Below are 23975 nucleotides of genomic sequence, written 5' to 3'. Positions count from 1 at the left end.
GCCACGAACCGGTCACCGCTCCTGATGCATCGTCAATTCGCTCACCCGTTCTTCTCGCAACGGAGGCACACCTCCATGTTCGACACCGTGCTCGTCGCCAACCGCGGCGAGATCGCGCTGCGGGTGATCCGCACCCTGCGGCGGCTGGGCGTGCGCTCGGTCGCCATGCACAGCGACGCGGACGCGGACGCCCCGCACGTCCGGGCCGCCGATCTGGCCGTCCGACTCGGGCCCGCCGACCGGAGCGACAGCTCGGCCGCCGAGACGTACCTGCGCACCGACCTGATCCTCGACGCCGCCCGCCGAACCGGCGCGCAGGCCGTCCACCCCGGATACGGGTTCCTCGCCGAGAACCCCGCGTTCGCCGAGGCCTGCACGCTGGCCGGGCTGGTCTTCATCGGCCCGCCGCCGGCTGCGGTGGAGCTGATGGGCGACAAGATCAACGCCAAGGAGGCCGTTCGGGCCGCCGGAGTGCCCGTCGTCCCCGGTAGTGAGGACGGCGCGCCCAGCGACGAGCAGCTGATCGAGGCGGCGACCCGGATCGGCTACCCGGTGCTGCTCAAGCCCTCGGCCGGCGGTGGCGGCAAGGGCATGCGCCTGGTCCGCGACCCGGCCGAGCTGCCCGCCGAGCTCGCCGCCGCCCGCCGGGTGGCCCGCACCGCGTTCGGCGACGACACCCTGCTGCTGGAGCGCTGGGTGGACCAGCCGCGCCACATCGAGGTGCAGGTCCTGGCCGACACCCACGGCCGAACCGTCCACCTCGGCGAGCGCGAATGCAGTCTCCAGCGCCGCCATCAGAAACTCATCGAAGAGGCTCCTTCCGTCCTGTTGAACGCCCCGACCCGGGCCGCGATGGGCGCGGCCGCGGTACGTGCCGCCGAAGCCTGTGGTTATACCGGCGCCGGCACGGTCGAGTTCATCGTTCCCGGCGGGAACCCCGCGGGACCCGGCGCGGACGACGTTCTCGACTTCTTCTTCATGGAGATGAACACCCGCCTCCAGGTGGAACACCCCGTCACGGAACTGGCCGTCTCCGTCAACGGCCCCGATGGCCCGCAGCGGCTCGACCTGGTCGAGTGGCAGCTGCGCGTCGCCGCGGGCGAAGACCTGTCCTTCACACAGTCCGACATCTCCTTCCTGGGCCACGCGATCGAGGCCCGTATCTGCGCCGAGGACCCGGAACGGGACTTCCTGCCCACCGGCGGCGAGGTACTGCTACTGGACGAACCCTCGGGTGAGGGCATCCGGGTGGACTCCGGAATCGCACCCGGCGACCGGATCGGCAGCTTGTACGACCCGATGCTCGCCAAGGTGATCGCGTACGGGCCCGACCGTCCCACCGCGATCCGTCGACTGCGGGCCGCGCTTGCCGAGACCCGCATCCTGGGCGTCACCACCAACACCGGCTACCTGCGCCGGCTGCTGGCTCAGCCCGAGGTGACGGCAGGTCGGCTCGACACCGGCCTGGTGGAACGCAGCGCCCAGCAGGACCCCTCCCAGCTGAGCTCTCCGTACACCCGACCCGAAACGATCGACCTGCTCTACTTCGCCGCCGCACTGGCGCGACAGCTCGAACTCGGCCACGCCGGCGCCTCCGACGGCTGGACCGATCCCTTCTCCCTCCCTTCGGGATGGCGACTTGGCGGCGAGGCCGCATGGACCACGCACCGGCTCCGGCTTGCCGGCCGCGAACCGGTTGCCGTGCGTTTCCGAATGACTACCAGCAGTGAATTCGAGAGCGCTATCGGTTTTTCCGCCGCAACCGCTCCCGAGTGGGAGGTCCGGCTCGACGAGGGCCCGGCCCGGAAGGCCCGCGCGACTCGGGACGGAAACCTGCTCCGCCTTGCGGTTGACGGCCTGCAGGCCACTTTCACGGTCGCCGAGGAGCGCACCGCCGGGGGCATCACGCACTGGCTCGGCGTCGACGGAGACGCTTGGCCCGTTCACCCGTTCGACGCAATCGCCGAGCGCGCCGCCGCCGGCACCGCCCACCACGGCACCCTCACCGCTCCGATGCCCGGCACCGTCACCGTGGTGAAGGTCGAGGCCGGCGAACGCGTCAGCCGCGGGCAGGCGCTGCTGGTCCTTGAGGCCATGAAGATGGAGCACGTCATCTCCGCGCCGCACGACGGCACCGTCGAGGATCTCCGGGTCACCGCCGGCGCGACCGTCGCGATGGACGAGCCCCTGGTGGCGGTTGCCCCCGACGACGAGGAAGCCACCACCACCATCAAGACGGAGGCCGAACTCAGCGCCGGAGCGGGAGCCCACACCACCGCCGGGGCGGAAGCCGACCCCACCGCGAAGCTGACGGAGGCTGCAGGATGACCACCACTCCCGACCGGGCCACCCCTGAGCCGACCGTGCTGGAACTCGGCCTGCCGAATCCTGTGCGCGACCCCGAGCTGCCCGCCCGAGTACGAATCCACGAGGTCGGCGCACGCGACGGGCTGCAGAACGAGGGCGGTCTCGTCTCGGTGGAGGTCAAGGCCGAATTCATCGCCCGGCTTGCCGCCGCCGGGCTGCGCACCGTCGAGGCCACCAGCTTCGTCCACCCCAAGTGGGTACCGCAGCTGGCCGATGCCGAAGAGCTGATGCCGCGGCTGGCCGAACTCCCCGCTCGGTATCCGGGCCTGCGTCTGCCGGTCCTGGTGCCCAACGAGCGCGGGCTGGATCGGGCGCTGGCCCACCACGCCGGCGAGGTCGCCGTGTTCGCCAGCGCCACCGAGACATTCGCCCGGCGCAACCTCAACCGCTCGGCGGACGAGGCGATGGCCATGTTCCGGCCCGTGGTCGAACGCGCCACGGCCGCGGGCGTCCCGGTGCGCGGCTACCTGTCGATGTGCTTCGGCGACCCGTGGGAGGGGCCCGTCCCGATCCCCCAGGTGGTCCGGCACGGCCTGACGCTGCTGGAGATGGGTTGCACCGAGCTGAGCCTCGGCGACACCATCGGCGTCGCGACCCCCGGTCAAGTCAAGGCACTGATCGACGAATTCACTCGTTCCGGCGTACCGATCGACCAGGTCGCGGTGCACTTCCACGACACCTACGGGCAGGCGCTGGCCAACACGCTGGCCGCGCTCCGCTCCGGGGTGACGGTGGTGGACGCCTCCGCCGGCGGCCTCGGCGGCTGCCCGTACGCCAAGAGTGCGACCGGCAATCTGGCGACCGAGGACCTGGTCTGGATGCTGCACGGCCTGGGCATCGAGACCGGCGTCGACCTGGCGGCGCTCGCCGACACCAGCGGTTGGATGGCGCGCCACCTCGGTCGCCCCAGCCCCTCGCGGACCGTCCGCGCCCTGCTCGGGCCCACGGCCTGAGGTCCGACTCCACAACCCCCACCCGGCCCACCAGGCCTCGATCCCGGGAGGATCACCCGTGCTCGACCACCGGCTGAGCAGTGACTACGAGGAACTCCGCCGCACTGTCGCGGAGTTCGCCAACGACGTGGTTGCGCCGAAGATCGGCGAATACTACGAGCAGAATGAATTCCCGTACGAAATTATTCGGGAAATGGGACGGATGGGCCTGTTCGGACTGCCCTTCCCCGAGGAGTACGGCGGCATGGGCGGCGACTACTTCGCGCTCTGCCTGGCCCTGGAGGAATTGGCCCGGGTCGATTCCTCGGTGGCAATCACCCTGGAGGCGGCGGTCTCGCTCGGCGCCATGCCGATCTACCTCTTCGGCACCGAGGAGCAGAAGCGCGAGTGGCTGCCGAAGTTGACGTCCGGCCAGATGCTCGGCGCGTTCGGCCTGACCGAGCCCGAGGGTGGCACTGACGCGGGTGGGACGCGCACCACCGCGCGCTACGACGCGGCCACCGACGAGTGGGTGATCAACGGCAGCAAGTGCTTCATCACCAATTCCGGAACCGATATTACCGGGCTGGTGACCGTCACCGCGCTGACCGAACCGATCGCACATTCGAGTGACGAGGGCGTAAATAGCTCGCCCACGAGGGAAATCTCCTCCATTATCGTTCCCACTGGAACCCCCGGGTTCCAGGTGTCGAAGAAGTACTCGAAGGTCGGGTGGAACGCCTCCGACACCCGCGAACTGTCCTTCACCGACTGCCGAGTCCCTGCGGCCAACCTTCTCGGTCGCCAGGGCCGCGGCTACGCCCAGTTCCTTCGCATCCTCGACGAGGGCCGCATCGCCATCGCGGCCCTGGCCACCGGCCTGGCCCAGGGATGCGTCGACCAGTCACTGTCCTACGCCGGCACCCGCCGCGCCTTCGGCCGGCCGATCGGCGCCAACCAGGTCATCCAGTTCAAGCTCGCCGACATGGAGATGCGCGCACACACCTCCCGCCTGGCCTGGCGGGACGCCGCCTCCCGGCTGCTGCACTCCGAGCCCTTCAAGAAGGAGGCAGCCATTGCCAAGCTGTTCGCCTCCGAGGCTGCGGTCGACAACGCTCGCGAGGCGACCCAGATCCACGGCGGCTACGGCTTCATGAACGAGTACCCGGTCGCCCGGTTCTGGCGCGACTGCAAGATCCTCGAGATCGGCGAGGGCACTTCCGAGGTCCAGCGCATGCTGATCGCGCGCGAGCTCGGCGTGAACTCCTGAACCTCGCACTGACACAACCCTGCTGACGGCTCAGTACCTGCGGGAGCGTCCGGACCTGTCGTATCCCGGATCCACCTGCAGGTCGGTCCGCCGGTCAAGGTTGAAACAGCGGCAGAGCCGACGTCCTGGCGTCGGTGTCGATCTGGTCGTAGCGCTCCAACGCCAGTTGGAACGCGGTCGGCTGGATCCGCACCGCGCCGGAGAACGGCCCGCTCATCACCGCCACCATGCTCACCCCGAACGCCACGGAGGCTCCCACGAAGCACATCAGCATCAGATTGCGTGTGTTGGCCATCAGGCCGATCACCGACGGCGTGGCCAGGACGAACACCGCGCCCACCAGCAGGCCACCGATCGCCACCACCGGCACGGACGCACGAATATCACCCAGTCGCGCGTTCCGCATGGCGTTGACGTCGGACAGGCTGCGCAGCACATCGGTCCGCGCGCTCGTCGCCGCTGCGGTCTGCACCGTCGCGTGATCGACTGCGGCCCGTACCTCGTCGGCCGCCTGCCAGGCGGCCTGGCTACCGACGTCGTGCTGCATCGCCTTCCACTCGTCGTCGATCACCACCCTGGTGTAGTTCCGTAGCCGGTCCCGCACCAGCGACCGGTCGGCGGCCGGCAGCCCACCGGCGTTCCAGTAGGCCTCCGCGAGAGCCCGTGACTCCTCGTAGGTGTGCTGGCGGGCCGAGTTCAGCTGCTGCCAAGTGCCGGCGATGCTGAAGCCGAGGAACAGCGCGAAGAAGCCGAGGATCGCCGCCCCGGCAAAGGACAGCGCCTGCGGTGTCGTGGACCCCTCCCGCGCCCGCTTGGTCTGCCCCAGCAGCAGACCGATCACCAGCGCGAGCGCCGCGCCCGACACGGCGGCGATCGCGACGATCAGCATCGCCACCGCCCGTTCCCACTGCCCAGGGCACCCCGCACCGCACCGGGCCGCCTGCCGTGGACGGTCGCCAACGGCCGGACGGCGAACGCGCCCGCCTGCTGAGCACCGCTCCTTGACTCGACAACAGTTGCGCCATCGACGACCCCGCGCATCGACCGGTCGACTACCGACCCGCCCCCGGCCGGTCGGATCATCTCTCCGTACGCGATCACCGCCGCCACCGGCCCCGAACGGAGAACGCTGCCGCCAGCACGCACAGCACAGGAAGGAGAATCACCAACAGCAGCATCATTACCTGGGTGATGCCCCACGGGTTGTCCTCACCCTCCTGGGGCGTCCGGTCCTCGTCCCCGGCGGCCTGCGCCTGCCCGCCCGGCGATTGCCCGCTGCCCGACGCCCTCGATCCGGGGCTCGCACCCGCGAGCGTGCCCTGGTTCTGCCCTGCGGGTGCTCCTTCGCTCCGGCCTGCAGTCGCAGCCGAAGTCGGGCCGAGCGCTGCCACCCCACCGCTCACCAGGCTCTCGCCGGGGTTCGTCGCGCCGACCCCAACCGGGATTCCGCCAGGCCCAGTTGAAGCGCCGACCGTACCCGGCGCCGCAAAGGGCGAGGCCGGCAGCGCGAAGGCTGTCCCGCCGGGGAGCAGCACCGGTGCTGCTCCCGGCAGGAACGGCGTCAGCAGCTGGCCTGCGGCGGCGGCTGCTGCAGGCTGCCCCGGGGCGGCGGCGGCCTGCTGCCCGGGCACGGCCGCAGCAGCCCCTCCGACCGGAACGGGCACAGGAAGCAACCCTGCCGGGGCCGCCACTGCTCCAGCAGCTGCGCCGACGCCTCCGGCGCCAGGAATGGCGGCGCCGGGAGCCCCGACCGAACCCGCGCCGGCTCCTGCCCCTGCTCCAGCTCCGGCGCCCGCACCCACGCCTCCGCCAGCGCCAACGCCGGCACCCGCACCCGCACCCGCACCCGCACCCGCACCCGCACCCGCACCCGCACCCGCACCCGCACCCGCACCCGCACCCGCACCCGGGATCGTGCCACCACCCGGGGCTGCGCCTCCGCCGGCCGGGGTGGACGCGGTCGGCGCTGTGGTCGTCGGGGTGGGGCTGAGCCCGTCGTACGATCCGGGGGCGTCGGCGAAGACCTGGCGCGGTGCTTGGCGGTTGCCGTTCGGGTCGACGGTCGCGTCGTCCGCCAGGCCCTGGGCTTGCGCCGTGCCGGTCTGGTGGCCCGGAAGGGCAGTACCGGCTGCCTGGCAGTCGACGCTCTGCCCGGGGGTGAGGGTGTGGCCGCCGTCGGGGCCCGAGCAGCTCACTGGACCAACATCGGGCAGCCCCTCGACCACGGAGATGTCGGTGATCGGGACATCGCCGAACGCCTCCAGGCGGTACTGGAGTTCAACGGTCCCGCCAACCTCGGCCAGGGCTCTCGACACAGCGCGGCGGGTACTCACGGACGGCGCCACCTCCCGCACGGACCGATGGGCGACGCCGGTGCCGGTGGGCGCTCCCACGCGGGTGAGGGCAAGACCCGCGGTGATGCCCAGGTAGCCGGCGGGTGCATCGGCGTGGGCCTGCGGCAGCCGGCCGGGGGGCTCGGTGACGGCCTCGGCAGTGGCGGTGACCTGGACGACCTGGAACCCACCCGTGGCCGTGAACGAGGCGGTGCAGTCGAGGCTGCCGCCCGGCGGGATGCTTCGGCCGGCATCGCATTGGGTTTGGCCGCCCGGCAGTTGAGGATCGTTCAGCAGCAGGTCGGCGAGCTGGTAATCGGCATGGTTGGTGAGGTGGTAGGTCCGGGTGGCCACCTCATCTGCGCGGAGTCGCACGCCGAGGTCGGCACTGGTGTTGGTGCTGACGCTGAGCGTCAGGGCGTCGCGCACCTCCCCGCCTCGGGTGGTGCCAGGTTCCGAAGTCCAGGCCCCAAGGACGGTCGGCACCAGTAGGACGGCTCCGACCAGGGGAGACCGGGAGCGGCCAGCAGGCACCGTCGCCGCGGCCCGCGATTTCTGAGCTAGTAAGCCGATATGACGATTGGTCATCTACGAATGCTTCACCACGTCCCGGTTCGGCGGCTGACGTGACGCACACCGCGACGCCGGAACGACTCACTCGGCCGTATCCAGCTGCCGGAAATCCCTGTGCCGCGAGCCGCCGCGAGCCGTCCCGCGCCGCGGGTGGCCGGTTCCTCCCGCCCTCATCCGGCCATGATCCGACAGTCGCGACAGCAGGTGTGGGCGGACGGCCCGAAGGATGCGGCGCGAGACAAGGCGAGACAAGGCGAGGCGGAAACGGGGCGGAAACGGGGCGCGGCCGGGTCGGTCAGGGGATGACGATGACCGGACGGTTCGCGCGGCGGGCGAGGCGGCCGGAGACCGAGCCGAAGATCTTCCCGAGCAGCCCGTGGGTGCTGCCGACCACGATGGCGTCCGCGGCGTACTCCCGGCCGACCTCTTCGATCTCGTGGCAGATGTCCCCACCCCGTTCGACCAGGATCCACGGGACGCCGGAGAGGAAGTCGGCGCAGGCGAGTTCGAGGCCGAGGATCTCGGTGCGCTGGTCGGGGAGGTCCACGAAGACGGGCGGCTCGCAGCCGGCCCAGACCGTGGCGGGGAGGCGGTTGGCGACGTGGACGATCACCAGTCCGCACTGGGAGCGGCGGGCCATGCCGACGGCGTAGGCCAAGGCACGTTCGCTGGAGAGCGAGCCGTCGAAGCCGACCACCACGCCGTGCTGGAACTGCGGGTCGCAGGCGCGGGAGCCGTGCTCCTGGAGCTGCGGTTCCCCTTCACCGTCGCGGCGGCCGACGGTCGGACGGGAACTGTCGGTCATCGCGTCCTCCGCAGTGCCGGATCGTGGGGCGGCGGCGGGATCAGCCGCCGGGCCGGGGGTGGCAGGAGTGGGGTGTCCCGGGCCGTCGGGCCCCGGTCGGTCCGTACGGCGCCGGCGGGCCGGGCGTCCGAACACGCCCGCGCGCCCGCCCCTGCGCCCACGCGGGACTGCCCAACTCGTCGAGCGAGAACGGCCGGAGGGGCCAGCGGCGCCCGTCCCGTCGGAACGCTCGGGCACGTCCTCGGCGGCTCGTCCAACCGCATCACCGCGTCCGCCCACATCACCGCATCCGCCCGCATCACCGCGTCCGCCCACATCACTGCGACCGGCCGCGTCACCGCGCCCGCGTCCGTCGGTGCCACCGTGTCCGGCGACGTCTGGGCGGCGTGCCGGGTCGGCTCCCGGCGGGGTGCCGAGGAGCTCGGCAGTGGACCTGTCGTCCCGCGAACTGCCGTGGGCAGAACCGGAAGGCTCTCGACCAGCCATGGCTCAAAACTCTTCAACCGGGATGGGCCTGCACAGGGGGACACGGCGGCGGACCGCCCTGGCCCGGGGGAAGGCACGACCGCGGTGGCGGACCGTTCGGAAACGACTACCACCGTTGGCGACCTGTGCCTTTCAGAGTACGGCGCGGAATGGGCCGCACCCAGCGGCGAAGCCCTCGGTACGACCAGGTTCCCGCTTGTGGGGGAATCACACGCCGGCGTGTGCGCCCCTTCTGCGGCGGGTTCCATGGAGCTTGACCGACGAGCGCCGTACGCGCAACTGGGCAGGCACACAACGTGATCCGACTGTCATCGCCAGAGATCGTCCCTGCCCGTGGACGGTGCGGGTGAATGGTCAACACGGGCCGGGCAAGGCAGTTGGCGGGGCGCGGAAGGGGAATTCGGGTGATCACGGCCCGAGTTGGGGGCGTACCAGCCCGATTCGGCCAATTCGTGGGAATTCGATTCGCCTTTGGCAATTGCCACCTGCATATGGGGCGCCCGCTGGCACCATGCGAGACATGCCGCTGCTCCTGTTCGACCTCGACAACACCTTGCTGCCCAGGGATGCCGCGTTCCGGGCCTGGGCGGAGGACTTCCTCGCCGAGAACGGTCTGCCCGCCGGTGACCTCGACTGGTTGGTCATGCTCGACGGCAGCGGTTACGTACCGCGCAGCACCGTACTGGGCGCGGCAAAGCGTCGCTACGGCCTCGACCGGTCGGTCGAGTCGATGCTTGGGCACTACCGCCACGGCATCAACTCCCATATCAGCTGCCCCGATTCGCATTCGAGCGCGCTACGTGCGGCCCGCGAGGCCGGGTGGACGCTGGGGATCGTCAGCAACGGCGGGACGGTGCCGCAGTTGGAGAAGATCCGGCTCACCGGGCTCGCCGCCCTGGTGGACGGCTGGGTCATCTCGGAGGAGGCCCGCTGCGTCAAACCGGATCCGCTGATCTTCGAAATCGCGGCGCGGCGCTGCGGGTTCCGCCCGGTGGGGGACTGGACTGCGCGGACCTGGATGGTCGGCGACTACGGTCCGTCCGACATCGCGGGCGCGGAGGCCACCGGGCTCCGCAGTGTCTGGCTGCACCACGGCCGCCCCTGGGCCGAACGCGGCTACCGCCCGACCGTCAGCGCGCCGGACCTTCCGGAGGCGGTGCGCGTGATCCTCGGCACCGCCGAACACACCACCGCCGAACACCCCATCGCCGAACACCCCACCGCCGCCCGGCACTTCGCAGCCCGGCACTTCGCCACCGGGGCAGCCGGCCGCAAGCGCCCGCCGCGCACCCGCCTCGCCATCCCGGCCTCCAGGTTGGCCCCGGCCCCCTCCCCCGCCCCGGACGGGCCGAAGGCGCCCCTCACCCAGCCCGCATCGTTCACCGGGACAGTGCCGCTGATGCCTCTCGAGCCCGCCGGGCCGCCCGTCCGACCGTCCGCCGCCCAGGCGCAGGCCCGGCCCTCGGTTCAGGGCCACTGGAGCGACACCTCGGCCGCCGCCGGCTGAGGCCGGAAGGGCGCCCGAACTCCCGCCCGGTGAGGTCGAGTTGCCACCAGCCGCAGTCGCCACGGAACCGGCCGCGCAGGAGACCGACGGCCCATCCGGCCGACGCCACGCCCCAGGGCCGCCCAACACGCCTCCAAACCGCCCGAGTTGGGCCCACTCGGCACCCGGTCGCCCGGCGGCCCGGCGGCGCGCCCCGGAGGGTGCGAGCGGCCCCTCCGCAAGGGGGTTGGATTCGGACGAATGTGCGGCACGGGCCCCAACGGGGTGGGTCGCCGGAGGGGTTGGCCGACCGATGGCGGTCGTGGGGCGAGTGGGGCCTGTGGGGCTGGAGTGGTGAGAGGGAAATGGGGGGTACGAAGTGACGGAGTGTGAGGTGGGAGGCGGTCGAAGGTGGCCGATTCGGGTTGCGCCGGGGGGCTGACGGGGCGCGGGGATCTTGGCTCAGGTGTGCGCTGTGGCGCATGGGAGGTAGGTTCGCGCCCCCGATTTGAACCGTATGTTTTCGGCCAACTTGCGGGCCCGACCCGCCGTTCGGGCAAAGCCGCAGCACACAGTGGCCGGCGGGTGCGCCGCTCGCGGGTAAATCATGAACAGGTCGTGCGACAACCAGCCACGGTTGTCCGCGCCCCCTTCACAGCGGGGTCGACGGGTGCCACGCTTCGTGATCGAATGCTTCACGCCAAATTGCCATGTCGACATAGCGTCGGATGGTGAACTTGTCACAACAGCAACGGTCCACCAAGTAGATTCGATCTTGGCTCGCAGAGCGGCAGCCGGGACCACCACACCACCGAGGGGGCTGGAGCGCCTTGAGCAGGGTGAGCAGGAGCGACGCGGGTCCTGAAGGCGGCCGCCAGCCGTCGGGCCTTCCCGGTGGTGGAGCGAGACTCGGCAAGTTCGTTGGTGCAGCTCCCGGTTCACTCGGCGCCGGTTCGAATGGGCATCAGCCCTACAGCAGCAGCGGCACCTTGACTCAGAGTCAGTACGGAGCGACCTCGACTCAGCAGCCCCAGTCCACCACCACCGGTCACGGCGGTCTCGCCGCCGGACCGTCCAACTCCTCGATCGCTGGCGGCAATTCGGGCGGATCCGACGCGCTCGCCGCCACCGGACCGGGTGTGCTGGGTGCGCCGCGGAAGCTTGCGGGGCGGCGGCGGCGCGAGACGGTCGCGGTGCTGCTGTTCAGTGGGGCACCGATCTTCGAGAGCTCGATCCCGCTGTCGGTGTTCGGCGTGGACCGCCAGGACGCCGGAGTCCCCCGCTACCGCCTGCTGGTGTGCGCCGGCGAGGAGGGGCCGCTGACCACCACCGGCGGGCTGACCCTCACCGCACCGTACGGGCTGGAGGCGCTGTCCCGGGCCGGCACCATCGTGGTGCCCGCCTGGCGTTCGATCTCGCAGCCGCCGCCGGTCGAGGCCATCGCCGCCCTACGCAAGGCGCACCACGAGGGGGCCCGGATCATCGGCCTCTGCACCGGCGCCTTCGTCCTGGCCGCGGCGGGGCTGCTCGACGGCCGTCCGGCGACCACGCACTGGATGTACGCGCCTACGCTGGCCAAACGCTACCCGCGGGTGCACGTCGATCCGCGCGAGCTGTTCGTGGACGACGGCGACGTGCTGACCTCCGCCGGTACCGCGGCCGGCATCGACCTCTGTCTGCACGTGGTCCGCAGCGACCACGGCGCCGAGGCCGCCAACGCGCTCGCCCGCAGGCTGGTGGTGCCCAACCGGCGCGGTGGCGGAGGTCAGGCCCAGTACATCGATCAGTCTTTACCTGAAGAGATCGGCAACGACCCGCTGGCCGAGGTGGTCACCTGGGCGTTGGAGAACCTCAACCAGCAGTTCGACGTCGAGGTCCTGGCGGCCCGCGCCTACATGTCGCGGCGCACGTTCGACCGCCGGTTCCGCACGCTCACCGGCAGCGCCCCGCTGCAGTGGTTGATCACCCAGCGGGTGCTGCAGGCGCAGCGGCTGCTGGAGACCTCCGACCTGTCGGTGGATGACGTCGCGCGTCGCTGCGGCTTCCGTTCCCCGGTGGCGTTGCGCGGTCACTTCCGCCGCCAGCTCGGGGTTTCCCCGGCCGCGTACCGGACCACCTTCCGGGCCCGGCGTCCGGCGGCCGGCAACTCGGCGATGCCCTCGGCGGGTGTCCCGGCCGAGCGGGCGGCGGGTGCGCTGGGCGGTCCGGGGGCGGGTCCGGGCGGGCACGGCCAGCAGGGCCAGGGCCTGGCCGGGAACACCGGGGTGACTCATGGTCAGGGTGCGGCGGGCGTGAACGGTCCGGGCACGGGCGGTTCCGGCCTCGGCGGTCCGGGCGTGGGTGGCCCGGCCGGTGCGGCGGGACGGCCTCGGCAGCGTCCGCTGGTGCCGTCGCAGGCCGGTCCGCCGGCGGGGGCGTTCGGTGCGCGGCTGCCGGAACGTCCGGGCGACCCGCGGTACGTCGCCCGCCCGGCCGGTGGCACGGGCGCGGGCGCGAATGCGGCACAGCCGGGTGGCGGCCCGGGCGGGCAGTCGGGCGTCCCGTACCCGAGCGCCCATCAAGGTCCCCCGCCCGCGCATGCGCACGCGCAGCCGTCGCCGGGCCAGCCGGTGCGGCCGAGTGCGGCGTACCCGGGCGGTCGCGGCTCGTCGCCGGCCGACCGGCCCGACCGTTCCAACCTGCTCGACGGTGCGGAGCGCGCCGAGCGGAAGGACCGGCCGGTGGAGCACGCGATCGCGGAGGACCCGGACGGCCAGCAGCCGAGCGCCCGGGGTCAGCGGGTGGCACACCGCCCGGAGACCGAGTCGGAGCGAGGGGCGCGCGGGACGGCGGACTTCGGTCCGGACGGCGCGCGTGCAGTGTCGGGGGCGCGCGACCGCGCCGTAGGCTGAGGGGCGTGAATGACCGCTTGGTATGGATCGACTGTGAGATGACCGGCCTCGACCTCGATCGGGACGCCCTGATCGAGGTCGCCGCCCTGGTGACCGACTCCGAGCTGAACGTGCTCGGCGAGGGCGTGGATGTGATCATCCGCCCGCCCGCCGAGGCGCTGGCGAACATGCCCGAGGTGGTGCGTGAGATGCACACCGCCTCGGGTCTGCTCGACGAGCTCGCGGACGGCCTGACCATGGCCGAGGCCGAGGAACGGGTGCTGGCGTACATCCGCGAGCACGTGCCGGAGGCCGGCAAGACACCGCTGTGCGGCAACTCGGTGGCCACCGACCGCGGCTTCCTGTCCCGGGACATGCCGGAGCTGGAAGGCCACCTGCACTACCGGATAGTGGACGTCTCCTCGATCAAGGAACTGGCCCGCCGCTGGTACCCCCGCGCCTACTACAACAGCCCGCAGAAGGGCGGCAGCCACCGCGCGCTGGCAGACATCCGCGAGTCGATCGCCGAACTCCGGTACTACCGCGAGGCGGTGTTCGTTCCGCAGCCCGGTCCGGACGGCGACACCGCCCGGGAGATCGCTGCCCGCCACCAGGTGCCCACCACCTGACCAGGGCTCGGGTCCGGGCGCTCCGGGAAACCCTGGCGCAAGCACCCCTCAGCATCCTGTAGAGTTCTTCCTGTCGGAGCGGGAACGCGAAAGCGGGAAAGCGCCGGACAGATGGTGGGCGTAGCTCAGTTGGTAGAGCACCTGGTTGTGGTCCAGGTGGCCGCGGGTTCGAGTCCCGTCGCTCACCCCATCGAAGAAGGGCCCTGGCCAAGGGAATTGGCCAGGGCCCTTCTTGCATTCCCGGTTGCACTGCCGGAACGGCCGCCCTGCATGTCGGGCGTGAATTCAATACCGGCCCCCACCTCGAACGACCGCACACCTGACAGCACATCAGCGGGTCCTCGGCCCGTGCACCGGTCCTCTCCACCGTGGACGCCGAAGCTACCTGTCAGTAACATCGGCGCCATGACCACTACTGCGATCGGCCAGCTGCTCACCGACACCGTCCCGATGGTGAAGACCCTGCAGCTGGAGTACCTGGAGACCACCCCGGAGCGGGCCGTGCTGCGGCTGCCCGACCTGCCGGAGTACCGCAACCACGTGGGCGGGCCGCACGCGGGCGCGATGTTCACGCTGGCCGAGTCGGCGAGCGGCGCGGTCGTGCTGGCCGCGTTCGGCGACCAGCTGGGCCGCGCGGTGCCGCTGCCCACCGTCGGCGAGATCTCCTTCAAGAAGCTCGCCCGCGGCGTGGTGACGGCCACGGCCACGCTGGGCCGCCCGGTCGCGGACGTGCTCGCCGAGCTGGACGAGGGCAAGCGCCCCGAGTTCCCGATCACCGTGGAGATCACCCGCGAGGACGGCGCCGTCACCGGCGTGCTGGAGATCGTCTGGACGCTGCGCCCCAACTCCTGACCGACTCGGGGCCCAGCGTCCACCCACCGGCAGGGCCCACCCGCCCCGGCGGTCAGGCGGAGTCGCGGACGACCAACTCGGTCGCCAGCACCACCTGCCGCCGGGCCCGGCCGCGTTCGGCGATCTCGTCCAGCAGCAGCCGGGCCATGGTGCGGCCCATCTCCTCGATCGGCTGGCGCACGCTGGTCATCGGCGGGTCGGTGTGCCGGGCCACGATCGAGTCGTCGAAGCCGATCACCGCGACGTCGTCGGGGATCCGCCGGCCGGCGGCGCGCAGCACCTGCATCGCGCCGGCCGCCATCACGTCGGACGCGCAGAACACGCCGTCCAGCTCGGGCCGCCGTGCCAGGAGTTCGCGCATCGCGACCCGGCCGCCCTCCTCGGTGAAGTCGGCCAGGCCGACCAGTTCCTCGTCGTAGGGGTGTCCGGACTCCTCCAGGGCCCGGCGGTAGCCGCCGAGTCGGGCCTGGGCGACCTCCATGTCCAGCGGGCCGGTGAGGGTGGCGACCTGGCGGCAGCCGCGCCGCAGCAGGTGCCGGACGGCCATCCGGGCGCCGCCGGCGTTGTCGGCGTGGACGTAGCTGAGCGGTTCGAGGTCGCCGCGCCGGCCGGCCAGCACGGACGGGATCTCCAGGCTCTCCAGCAGGGCGGGCAGCGGGTCGTCGCGGTGCACCGAGACGACCAGGACGCCGTCCACCCGCTGGGCGGTCAGGTAGGCCGAGAGGCGTTCGCGCTCGCGCTCGTTGCGGACCAGGATCAGCAGCAACTGCATGTCGGTCTCGGCGAGTTCGGCCGAGACGCCGCTGATGATGTCGGAGAAGTACGGCTCGGAGAACAGCCGGGTCTCGGCCTCGGGGACGACCAGCGCGATGGAGTCGGTGCGCGAGGTGACCAGGGTGCGCGCGGCCCGGTTGGGGACGTAGCCGAGTTCCGCGATGGCGTTCTGGACAGCCTCGCGGGCCTTGGCGCTGACCCGGGGCGAGCCGTTGACGACCCGGGAGACGGTGCCGCGGCCGACGCCGGCCAGCGCGGCCACCTCTTCCAGGGTGGGGCGCGCGGTGGCTCTGCCGCCGGCGCCCGGGTGGAGCGCTTCGGGGCGCTGTGCGGTCGGGCTCATCGCTGCACCTCTCGGTCTCTGTGACGGATGGGACGGGCGGGGCGGGCAGCACAGTTCCGACGGGGCCCGCCCGGCGCCCCACGGACTGTTCATTGTGGCCGGTCCCCCGCCGTTCACGACCATCCGGGGCGCACCGCGATCAGGGCCTGTCCGGCCGATCGCGCCCGGCAGGATCGGCCGGACAGGCCCCAGGCCCGGGGCAGCCCGAAGCCCCGCCCCGCGCCCCACCCTCAACCGGCCGTGACCCCCGAAAGCTCCGGCAACGTTTGCGCCGCCATGCCTTGACACCCGCCCCCGCGACCCAGCAACCTTCCGGCATGCCAAGTGTGGGAGCGCTCCCACACTGTAGCCAGAATCAGCGCACGAAGAACATCCCGGACCCACCACCCGGACAGAGGAGTTCACCCCCATGCGCACCACCTCCCGCCCGCACAGAGCCGCCGTCCTCGCCACCGCCGTGCTGGCCGCCTCCGCCCTGCTCCTCACAGCCTGCTCGTCAGGCACGGACCAGGCCGGCAGTAGCGACGCCAACGCGAAGGTCACCCTGACCGTCGGCGACTTCGGCACCTTCGGCTACAAGGAGGCCGGCCTGTACGACGAGTACATGGCCGCGCACCCGAACGTCACGATCAAGTACGACACCGTCCAGGACGGCCAGAAGTACTGGGACGCGCTGACCACGCACCTGGCGTCCGGCAGCGGCCTGGCCGACATCCAGGCGGTCGAGGTCGGGTACATCGCGCAGGCCGCCAACACGCTGGGCGACAAGTTCGTGGACCTCGGCAAGGCCGACGGCGTCGACCCGGCCAACTGGCTGGGCTGGAAGGCGAAGCAGGCCACCACCGCGAAGGGCGCACTGATCGGTCTGGGCACCGACATCGGCCCGATGGCGATCTGCTACCGCACCGACCTGTTCCAGCAGGCCGGCCTGCCCACCGACCGCGCCGAGGTGGGCAAGCTGTGGGCCGGTGACTGGTCGAAGTTCGTCGAGGCGGGCAGGAGCTACCAGTCGAACGCCCCGGCGGGCACGTTCTTCACCGACTCCGCGTCCGGCCTGTTCAACGCCGCACTGTCGGCCGAGCCCCAGCAGTACTCGGACGCCGACGGCAAGTTGGTCTACAAGACCAGCCCGGGCGTCAAGAAGGCCTGGGACCTGGCGGTCTCCGCCTCGCAGGCGAAGATCAGCGCCGGTCTGCGGCAGTTCCAGGACCCGTGGAACGCCGCGTTCGCGAACGCCAAGTTCGCCACCGTGGTCTGCCCGTCCTGGATGACCGGCATCATCAGCAAGTACTCGGGCGACTCGGGCAAGGGCAAGTGGGACGTCGCGGCCCCGCCGCTCGCCTCGAACTGGGGCGGCGCGTTCCTGACCGTCCCGAAGGCCGGCAAGCACACCAAGGAGGCCGCCGCGCTGGCCAGCTGGCTGACCGCGCCGGAGCAGCAGGCGAAGGTGTTCACCAAGGTCGGCAACCTGCCGTCCACCGTGGGCGGCCTGCGGCAGCCCGCCGTCCAGGGCGCCAAGGCCGAGTACTTCAACAACGCCCCGACCGGCCAGATCTTCGCCACCACCGCGCAGACCGTCACGCCGGCGCCGATCGGTGAGCAGGACGGCAACGCGAAGACGATCATCACCGACAACGGCGTCCTCGACATCGAGGAGCACGGCACCGACCCGGCCAAGGCGTGGAGCAACGTCACCAAGCTGGTTGACGACAAGGTCGGCCACTGACCCGGTCGCTGTCCCGGTCACCGACTGCCCGGCCGGGTCCGCCCACCCGGCCGGGCGCTGTTCCGCCGCCGCCCGCCACCCCGGGAAGGAAAACCCCCGTGGCCACCAACGCCACCCCGGCGCGCCCCTCCTGGCGCTCCCGCCTGTACCGGCTCGACCTGAAGGCCTCGCCGTACGCCTTCATCGCCCCGTTCTTCCTCTGCTTCGCCGCGTTCGGCCTGTTCCCGCTGATCTGGACGGGTTGGCTGTCGCTGCACTACGTCGACCTGCTGAAGCCGGACGTGCTGGAGTGGAAGGGCCTCGACAACTACACCCGGCTGTGGTCCAACGACCAGTTCTGGACGGCGCTGCGCAACACCTTCACGATCGGGGTGATCTCCACCGTCCCGCAGCTGCTGATGGCGCTGGGGCTCGCCCACCTGCTGAACTACCGGATGCGGGCCCGCGGTTTCTTCCGGGTCGCGATCCTCGCCCCGTACGCCACCTCGATCGCCGCCGCGACCCTGGTGTTCGTCCAACTGTTCAACCCGGACTACGGGTTCATCAACTGGGCGCTGGACGCGGTCGGCGTCCACCACACCAACTGGTACGCCGACACCTGGCCCTCGCAGATCGCCATCTCCACCATCGTCACCTGGCGCTGGACCGGCTACAACGCGCTGATCTACCTGGCCGCCATGCAGGCGGTGCCGAAGGACCTGTACGAGGCGGCGAGTCTGGACGGGGCGAACCGCTGGCAGCAGTTCACCCGGATCACCGTCCCGTCGATCCGGCCGACCATCCTGTTCACCGTCATCGTCTCCACCATCGGCGCCACCCAGCTGTTCGGCGAGCCGCTGCTGTTCGGCGGCGGGGTGGGCGTCTCCGGCGGCTCCGCGCACCAGTTCCAGACGCTGAGCCTGTACATGTACGAACTGGGCTGGCCGTCCCGCCAGTTGGGGCGGGCCTCGGCGGTGGCCTGGACGATGCTGCTGATCCTGCTGCTGATCGGCCTGGTGCAGTTCCTGATCGCCCGTTACCGCAAGCGCCACGAATCGGGAGGCTGAGATGGCCGCCACTCTGTCCTCACCCTCCGCGCGCAGAAGCCTGTTCCGCCGCGCGGCCGGCGACCACGACAAGGCCGGCCCGGTGGCCTACCTGCTGCTGGCCGTTGCCGCGGTGGTCTCGCTGTTCCCGCTGTACTGGACGTTCGTCGCGGCCTCGCACACCGGCGAGCGGGTGGCCCAGTCGCCGCCGCCGATGGTGCCCGGCGGCCGGCTGTGGGCGAACATCACCACCGCCTGGGAGCAGGCCGACATGGGCACCGCGCTGCTGAACTCCACCGTGGTGGCGGGCTGCGTCGCGCTGTCCACGGTGCTGTTCTCCACACTGGCCGGTTTCGCCTTCGCCAAGCTGCGCTTCCGCGGCCGGAACGCGCTGCTCACCCTGGTGGTCGCCACCATGACGATCCCACCGCAGCTCAGCGTGATCCCGCTGTACCGGATCATCACGAAGCTGGACTGGGGCAACCACCTGCAGTCGGTGATCCTGCCCTCGCTGGTGGCCGCGTTCGGGGTGTTCTTCATGCGTCAGTTCCTATCCGGGGCACTGCCGTTCGAGCTGATCGAGGCGGCCCGGGTGGACGGCGCGCACAGCCTGCGGATCATCTGGCACGTGGTGTTCCCGGTGGCCCGGCCCGCGATGGCGGTGCTCGGCATGCTGGTGTTCGTCCAGTCCTGGAACGACTTCTTCTGGCCCTTCGTGGTCCTCACCCAGCAGAACCCGACCGTGCAGGTTGCGCTGTCGGCGATCGGCGGCGGCTCCGGCCACGACATCAACCAGGCCGTGATCATGACCGGCGCACTGGTCGGCACCCTGCCGCTGCTACTGATCTTCGCCGTTCTGGGGAAGCACATTGTCGGCGGGATAACGTCCGGCGCCGTCAAGAGCTGACTCTCCGGAAGACCCCGGCACACCCGCCCCGTCCCCTCCTCAGCCATGGGAGCGCTCCCGAATGACCACGACCGATCCGTCCACCGCCGCCCACACCGCCGGGGCCCCCGGGGTCTCCTTCCCGCCCGGCTTCGCCTGGGGCGCGGCCACCGCGGCCTACCAGATCGAGGGCGCCGCGGCCGAGGACGGCCGCACCCCCTCCATCTGGGACGTCTTCAGCCACACCCCCGGGAAGGTCCTGAACGGCGACACCGGGGACGTCGCGGTGGACCATTACCACCGCTTCCGCGAGGACGTCCGGCTGATGGCCGACCTCGGCCTCACCTCGTACCGGTTCTCGCTGTCCTGGCCGCGGATCCAGCCCACCGGCCGCGGCCCCGCCGTCGAACGCGGGCTCGACTTCTACCGGGCCCTGGTCGACACCCTGCTCGAACACGGCATCGCCCCCGTCGCCACCCTCTACCACTGGGACCTCCCACAGGACCTGGAGGACGCCGGCGGCTGGCCGGTCCGCGAGACCGCCCACCGCTTCGCCGAATACGCGGCACTCGCCGCCCGCGCGCTCGGCGACCGGGTGCCGCTCTGGAGCACCTTCAACGAGCCCTGGTGCAGCGCCTTCCTCGGCTATGGCTCCGGCGTCCACGCTCCCGGTCGCACCAACCCCGCCGACGCGCTCAAGGCCGCCCACCACCTCAACCTCGCCCACGGCCTGGCCGTCGGCACGCTGCGCGAACTGCTGCCCGCCACCGCGCAGATCGCCGTCTCGCACAACCTGCACCTGGTCCGCCCGCTCACCGACAGCGCCGAGGACCGGGAGGCGGCCCGCCGGATCGACGCGGTCGGCAACCGGATCTGGACCGGCCCGCTGTTCAACGGCGGCTACCCCGCCGACCTGCTCGCCGACACCGCCGCCATCGTCGACTGGGACGAACTGGTCCGGCCCGGCGACCTCGCGGAGATCGGCCGGCCGATCGACCTGCTCGGCCTCAACTACTACACCCCGACCGTCGTTTCGGCCCTCCACAAGGACACCGAGTCCGCGGAACCCACGCACAACGGCGGCCACGGCGACAGCGCGCACAGCCCCTGGCCCGGCGCCGAGGACGTGCGCTTCCACCTCGCCAACGACGACGTCACCGCGATGGGCTGGCCGATCGACGCCACCGGCCTGTCCGAGTCTCTGATCGGCATGCACCGCGACTTCGGCCTGCCGCTGATGGTCACCGAGAACGGCGCCGCGTACGAGGACGTGGTCGGCCCGGACGGCACGATCGACGACCCGGAACGGGTCCGCTACCTCCACCTGCACCTCGCCGCGGTGGCCGACGCGATCGCCGCCGGCGCGGACGTCCGCGGCTACTACCTCTGGTCGCTGCTCGACAACTTCGAGTGGGCGTACGGCTACAGCAAGCGCTTCGGCATCGTGCACGTCGACTACGAGACCCAGCGGCGCACCCCCAAGTCCAGCGCCCGCTGGTACGCGGAGGTGATCCGGCGCGGGGGGCTCGGCTGAACCCTCATCGACCGCCACCCGATGTGACGGCGTGTGAGCGACGGGCGTGACCGGCGGGGGTCCCGCTCGTTCTCCCCTGGTGTGCGAACCAATCACGCGAAGCGGCCGAGACGTTCGGACACCCCCCGGCGCCGGTGGGGCCGGCCCCGGGCGGCGGTGGCGGCGGGCGGGGTGCTCGCCGCCCAGATACTGGGCCTGATCCTCGGCGCCATCGACGCCCACGCCACCGGGAGCGGCCGGACCGGCCCCGCCACCCGCGCCCTCACCCCCGGGCCGGCCGTCCCCGCCGCCGAACGCGGCCTGCTCGGCGGCCCCACCCCCACGCTGGACGGAGCGGTCGGCGACCTCGACGCCGTCCTTCAGGGCGAACTCCCGCTCCCCGGCCAGCACTCGAAGGGTCCCGACGCCTTCGCCATCGCCGCCCGCCTGCTCTCCACCGTCCCCTCGCAGGCCCGCCCCGAGGACGACCGCGCCTCCCGCGAACGACCCGTCGAACCCGCCGCCAAGGCCCCGGCCCCGCGCACCCCCGACGACCCCGCCGCCGAGGCCACCCCGCTCCCCACCCGCCGGCACGTCGACAACCTCACCACCACCCGCGACCGACTCCCCCCACCCCCCGACCCCACCCCCGAGCACGACGCCGCCCTCAGCCTCACCGCCTCCCCCGCCGACCCCGACGACAACGACTCCACCGCCGCCGTCCTCCTCCCCATCGCCGCCGGCCTCCTCCTCACCGCCGCCGCCACCTACAAACACCGCGGCCTCCCACGAGGACACTGACCGTTTCCCCACTCAACCGGTGTCGCCGACCAGCGCCGACAGAGACAACGGAGGCACTGCATTCGTCGGCGACGAAGGGAGGTAGGAAGGAGCATGAGCGTTGCCACTTCCGATCACTACGGGCCGTGGACGGTCGAGGACGTCCTGGCACTGCCCGAGGACACCCGCCATCGCGTCGAACTCGTCGGGGGTGCGCTGCTGATGAGCCCGAACCCCGGTGTCCCGCACCAGCGGGCCAGTTCACGTCTGTGGGCGCTCCTGGACGCAGCCATCGCGGCTGCCGGCGCGCCGTTCGAGGCACTGACTGCCGTCAACGTCGTCGTCCCGGACGGCCTGCTGATCCCCGACCTGGTCGTCGTCGATGCCGCTGCGGCCGCCGAAGCCGGTGCCACCCTGCATGCGGACGATGTCGTGGTGGCCATCGAGATCGCGTCCCCGTCCACCCTGGTCATCGACCGCAGGACGAAGCCCAGCCTCTGCGCGGCAGCAGGCATTCCCCACCACTGGCGTCTCGACCTCGCCCCCGCGCCGCGCCTGCACCTCGGGCGGTTGGACCACGGCGACTACCTCGACCGCACCGTCCAGCCCGGCGAGAGCATCGCGCTCACCGAGCCGTTCCGGCTAGATCTGGACCTGGCCGTGCTGGTGCGCTGACCGTCCGGCAACCGGTCAGCCGAAGGCCTTCGGGGGTGGGGCCGGGGAGCGGACGGCTTCGGTGTCGGGGACGGGGGTGGCGCCGGCCAGGAAGTCGGTGAGGTCGCGGGCGTGGAGGAGGCGGGCCTGGGCGGGGTCGGCGGCGAGGCGGCGGGTGAGGTCGGTGAGCGGCAGGGGGGTGTGGGCGGCGGCCAGGACGAGGTTGCCGAAGCGTTTGCCGCGCAGGACGGCGGGGTCGGCGATCAGGCAGACCTCGGGGAAGACGGCCAGCAGGGTCGCGGCCTGGGCGCGGGCGAAGGCGAGTTGGCCGCCGTCGGTGATGTTGGCGGTGTAGCGGCCGGTGCCGGTGAGGGCGCGGGCGGCGAGCTGGGCGAATTCGACGGTGGCGCAGTGGGCGGGGACCCGGGCTCCGGCGAAGACGTCGGCGATCACCAGGTCGGTGGAGCCCTCGGGGGTGCGGTCCAGGACGGCGCGGGCGTCGCCGCCGCGGACCCGGATCTGCCAGGTGCGGTCGAGCGGCAGTTCGGTGCGGACGAGTTCGGTGAGCGCAGTGTCGATCTCGGCGACCTGCTGCCGGGAGCGTGGCCGGGTGGCGGCCGTGTACCGGGCCAGGGTGAGCGCGCCGCCGCCGAGGTGGAGCACGGATATCGGCTGCCGGGCGGGGGCGGCGAGGTCTATCAGGTGGCCGATCCGCCGCTGGTACTCGAAGCCGAGGTGGGTGGGGTCGGCGAGGTCGACGAGTGACTGCGGGGCGCCGTCGAGGACGAGCTGCCAGGCGTGCGGCCGGTCGCGGTCGGGGCGCAGTTCGGCGGTGCCGGAGGCGACGGTGGCGGTCAGCGGGCCGTCGGTGTGTGCGCGGCCGGGGACGGCGGGGGCGGGGTTGGTACGTGAGCGGCCCATAGGCCCATTATCCGATGATCACCCAAACCATGACCGCGGAGAACGGGGGGGCCGCACCGGAACCGGCTCAGAGCGGGCCCAGGCCACCCGCCGTGAGCGTGGTGGCCGCTTCGCAGAGCGCCGAGCGGAGCACCCACGCGTCGGTGGGGCGGGCGCAGGGCTGGGCGCCGGCGGGCGGGATGATCCAGCGCGGGTCGGTGGGCGGCAGCAGGTCGGCCCCGGGGGTACAGGTCGAACCGGGCAGGTGCCAGCGCAACGCGGTACCGGCCGGGACCAGAAAGGCGATCGCCGAACCGCCGGAGCTCTGTTGAACGGCCCCGCACGCCCGCCGCAGCCGGAGGATGTCGACCGCTTCGAGCCCGTGCCGGACCTGCACCGTCACCGTGTCGTACTGCGCGACCCTCCCGGTGACTCCCCCGCCGGGCCCGGCGCCGGTACAGGCCGAGACGGCCGACGGGACGGGCAGCACGGAGGAGGCGGGCAGCACGGCGGGGGCAGCCGGGCGGCGGTACTGGGGAACTCCGGTGGCCATGGGGGACCTCCTGTCACCTGGGGTCGCGTGAACGCCGGGTGGTGCTCCGCCACCTGGTCGGGCGGCGGGGGCCGGCACGGGAGGGGGCCCGTACCGCCGGCGTCCATGTATCAGGACAACGCGCGACCACCCGTCCAGGCCACGGCTTCCTTTACGGCAAGCCATGGCATTTCATGGCGGAACGCGGCAACTGCGTCCGTATTGTCCACAATTGACCC

18 protein-coding genes, 1 tRNA gene and 1 pseudogene are annotated in these 23975 nt (G+C 71.9%); 14 read left to right on the top strand and 6 right to left on the bottom strand.

The annotated features are described in order from the left end of the window. The first annotated feature begins 75 nt into the window (after nucleotides 1–75). From ACFYST_RS33275 to ACFYST_RS33265, 3 genes are read left to right on the top strand one after another with little or no spacing between them, the layout of a single operon-like run. A complete protein-coding gene (locus ACFYST_RS33275) occupies nucleotides 76–2328 on the top strand; it encodes a biotin carboxylase N-terminal domain-containing protein (RefSeq protein ID WP_387867798.1) in 2253 nt (750 codons plus the stop codon). Continuing rightward, entirely contained in the window at nucleotides 2325–3320 is a 996-nt protein-coding gene (locus ACFYST_RS33270; protein ID WP_387867797.1) for a hydroxymethylglutaryl-CoA lyase, read from the top strand. Before ACFYST_RS33275 ends, ACFYST_RS33270 begins: the two co-directional genes overlap by 4 nt. A 58-nt stretch (nucleotides 3321–3378) precedes the next feature. After that, on the top strand, nucleotides 3379–4569 hold the full coding sequence (locus tag ACFYST_RS33265; RefSeq protein ID WP_387647247.1) for an acyl-CoA dehydrogenase family protein: 1191 nt from the start codon (nucleotides 3379–3381) through the stop codon (nucleotides 4567–4569). Between the two features lie 94 nt (nucleotides 4570–4663). Here the strand turns inward: ACFYST_RS33265 and ACFYST_RS33260 are convergent, their stop codons facing one another. From ACFYST_RS33260 to ACFYST_RS33250, 3 genes are all read right to left on the bottom strand, one after another. Continuing rightward, a complete protein-coding gene (locus ACFYST_RS33260) occupies nucleotides 4664–5464 on the bottom strand; it encodes a hypothetical protein (RefSeq protein WP_387867795.1) in 801 nt (266 codons plus the stop codon). A gap of 202 nt (nucleotides 5465–5666) precedes the next feature. Further along, nucleotides 5667–7490 carry a hypothetical protein gene (locus tag ACFYST_RS33255; protein WP_387867793.1) on the bottom strand — a complete coding sequence of 608 codons (1824 nt, stop codon included), beginning with the start codon at nucleotides 7488–7490 and terminating at the stop codon, nucleotides 5667–5669. Nucleotides 7491–7770: 280 nt separating this feature from the next. Beyond that, on the bottom strand, nucleotides 7771–8280 hold the full coding sequence (locus ACFYST_RS33250) for a universal stress protein (RefSeq protein ID WP_380483760.1): 510 nt from the start codon (nucleotides 8278–8280) through the stop codon (nucleotides 7771–7773). A 1006-nt stretch (nucleotides 8281–9286) separates the two neighbouring features. On the opposite strand from ACFYST_RS33250, the gene ACFYST_RS33245 reads away from it, so the two are divergent. The 5 genes and pseudogenes from ACFYST_RS33245 (at nucleotide 9287) to ACFYST_RS33225 (ending at nucleotide 14603) form a co-directional block, all read left to right on the top strand. Then, entirely contained in the window at nucleotides 9287–10273 is a 987-nt protein-coding gene (locus ACFYST_RS33245; RefSeq protein WP_387867790.1) for an HAD family hydrolase, read from the top strand. 1118 nt (nucleotides 10274–11391) lie between these two features. Continuing rightward, nucleotides 11392–12480, top strand: a pseudogene (locus ACFYST_RS33240) (helix-turn-helix domain-containing protein); the annotation flags it as partial. Between the two features lie 668 nt (nucleotides 12481–13148). Beyond that, on the top strand, nucleotides 13149–13751 hold the full coding sequence (orn, locus tag ACFYST_RS33235; protein WP_387647258.1) for an oligoribonuclease: 603 nt from the start codon (nucleotides 13149–13151) through the stop codon (nucleotides 13749–13751). A 114-nt stretch (nucleotides 13752–13865) separates the two neighbouring features. Further along, a tRNA-His gene (locus ACFYST_RS33230) sits at nucleotides 13866–13941 on the top strand. A gap of 215 nt (nucleotides 13942–14156) precedes the next feature. Next, entirely contained in the window at nucleotides 14157–14603 is a 447-nt protein-coding gene (locus ACFYST_RS33225) for a DUF4442 domain-containing protein (protein ID WP_387867788.1), read from the top strand. Between the two features lie 52 nt (nucleotides 14604–14655). On the opposite strand, the gene ACFYST_RS33220 is transcribed toward ACFYST_RS33225, so the two are convergent. Beyond that, nucleotides 14656–15720 carry a LacI family DNA-binding transcriptional regulator gene (locus ACFYST_RS33220; protein WP_387867785.1) on the bottom strand — a complete coding sequence of 355 codons (1065 nt, stop codon included), beginning with the start codon at nucleotides 15718–15720 and terminating at the stop codon, nucleotides 14656–14658. A gap of 409 nt (nucleotides 15721–16129) precedes the next feature. Here ACFYST_RS33220 and ACFYST_RS33215 point away from each other — a divergent pair, with 409 nt between their 5' ends. The 6 genes from ACFYST_RS33215 (at nucleotide 16130) to ACFYST_RS33190 (ending at nucleotide 22325) form a co-directional block, all read left to right on the top strand. Further along, on the top strand, nucleotides 16130–17446 hold the full coding sequence (locus ACFYST_RS33215) for an ABC transporter substrate-binding protein (protein ID WP_387647260.1): 1317 nt from the start codon (nucleotides 16130–16132) through the stop codon (nucleotides 17444–17446). A gap of 98 nt (nucleotides 17447–17544) precedes the next feature. After that, the gene (locus ACFYST_RS33210) at nucleotides 17545–18492 is read left to right on the top strand and encodes a carbohydrate ABC transporter permease (protein ID WP_387867783.1); all 948 of its coding nucleotides are present in this window, start codon (nucleotides 17545–17547) and stop codon (nucleotides 18490–18492) included. Nucleotide 18493: 1 nt separating this feature from the next. Beyond that, complete coding sequence (locus ACFYST_RS33205; protein WP_387867780.1) at nucleotides 18494–19378, top strand: carbohydrate ABC transporter permease; 885 nt, start codon at nucleotides 18494–18496, stop codon at nucleotides 19376–19378. Nucleotides 19379–19439: 61 nt separating this feature from the next. Continuing rightward, the gene (locus tag ACFYST_RS33200) at nucleotides 19440–20891 is read left to right on the top strand and encodes a glycoside hydrolase family 1 protein (RefSeq protein ID WP_387867778.1); all 1452 of its coding nucleotides are present in this window, start codon (nucleotides 19440–19442) and stop codon (nucleotides 20889–20891) included. A gap of 81 nt (nucleotides 20892–20972) precedes the next feature. After that, nucleotides 20973–21671, top strand: coding sequence for a hypothetical protein (locus tag ACFYST_RS33195; protein ID WP_387867775.1), 699 nt, complete (start codon nucleotides 20973–20975; stop codon nucleotides 21669–21671). Nucleotides 21672–21764: 93 nt separating this feature from the next. Beyond that, nucleotides 21765–22325, top strand: coding sequence for a Uma2 family endonuclease (locus ACFYST_RS33190; protein WP_387867773.1), 561 nt, complete (start codon nucleotides 21765–21767; stop codon nucleotides 22323–22325). A 15-nt stretch (nucleotides 22326–22340) separates the two neighbouring features. On the opposite strand, the gene ACFYST_RS33185 is transcribed toward ACFYST_RS33190, so the two are convergent. Next, entirely contained in the window at nucleotides 22341–23225 is an 885-nt protein-coding gene (locus ACFYST_RS33185) for a spermidine synthase (protein ID WP_387867772.1), read from the bottom strand. A gap of 67 nt (nucleotides 23226–23292) precedes the next feature. After that, nucleotides 23293–23757: a hypothetical protein gene (locus ACFYST_RS33180; RefSeq protein ID WP_387867769.1), complete on the bottom strand. Its 465-nt coding sequence runs from the start codon at nucleotides 23755–23757 to the stop codon at nucleotides 23293–23295. Nucleotides 23758–23975: the final 218 nt, after the last annotated feature.

The organism is Kitasatospora sp. NPDC004614 (assembly GCF_042873675.1).
Classification (GTDB): domain Bacteria; phylum Actinomycetota; class Actinomycetes; order Streptomycetales; family Streptomycetaceae; genus Kitasatospora.
Note: the sequence above shows the minus strand (reverse complement) of the source record. Positions and strands in the feature narration are given on the sequence as shown.

Bases quoted from the DNA above. Each gene is read 5' to 3' on its own strand.
- ACFYST_RS33215 (WP_387647260.1), top strand. From the start codon at position 16,130: ATGCGCACCACCTCCCGCCCGCACAGAGCCGCCGTCCTCGCCACCGCC.
- ACFYST_RS33275 (WP_387867798.1), top strand. From the start codon at position 76: ATGTTCGACACCGTGCTCGTCGCCAACCGCGGCGAGATCGCGCTGCGG.
- ACFYST_RS33250 (WP_380483760.1), bottom strand. From the start codon at position 8,280: ATGACCGACAGTTCCCGTCCGACCGTCGGCCGCCGCGACGGTGAAGGG.
- ACFYST_RS33255 (WP_387867793.1), bottom strand. From the start codon at position 7,490: ATGACCAATCGTCATATCGGCTTACTAGCTCAGAAATCGCGGGCCGCG.
- ACFYST_RS33205 (WP_387867780.1), top strand. From the start codon at position 18,494: ATGGCCGCCACTCTGTCCTCACCCTCCGCGCGCAGAAGCCTGTTCCGC.
- ACFYST_RS33270 (WP_387867797.1), top strand. From the start codon at position 2,325: ATGACCACCACTCCCGACCGGGCCACCCCTGAGCCGACCGTGCTGGAA.
- ACFYST_RS33185 (WP_387867772.1), bottom strand. From the start codon at position 23,225: ATGGGCCGCTCACGTACCAACCCCGCCCCCGCCGTCCCCGGCCGCGCA.
- ACFYST_RS33225 (WP_387867788.1), top strand. From the start codon at position 14,157: ATGACCACTACTGCGATCGGCCAGCTGCTCACCGACACCGTCCCGATG.
- ACFYST_RS33180 (WP_387867769.1), bottom strand. From the start codon at position 23,757: ATGGCCACCGGAGTTCCCCAGTACCGCCGCCCGGCTGCCCCCGCCGTG.
- ACFYST_RS33220 (WP_387867785.1), bottom strand. From the start codon at position 15,720: ATGAGCCCGACCGCACAGCGCCCCGAAGCGCTCCACCCGGGCGCCGGC.
- ACFYST_RS33190 (WP_387867773.1), top strand. From the start codon at position 21,765: ATGAGCGTTGCCACTTCCGATCACTACGGGCCGTGGACGGTCGAGGAC.
- ACFYST_RS33200 (WP_387867778.1), top strand. From the start codon at position 19,440: ATGACCACGACCGATCCGTCCACCGCCGCCCACACCGCCGGGGCCCCC.
- ACFYST_RS33245 (WP_387867790.1), top strand. From the start codon at position 9,287: ATGCCGCTGCTCCTGTTCGACCTCGACAACACCTTGCTGCCCAGGGAT.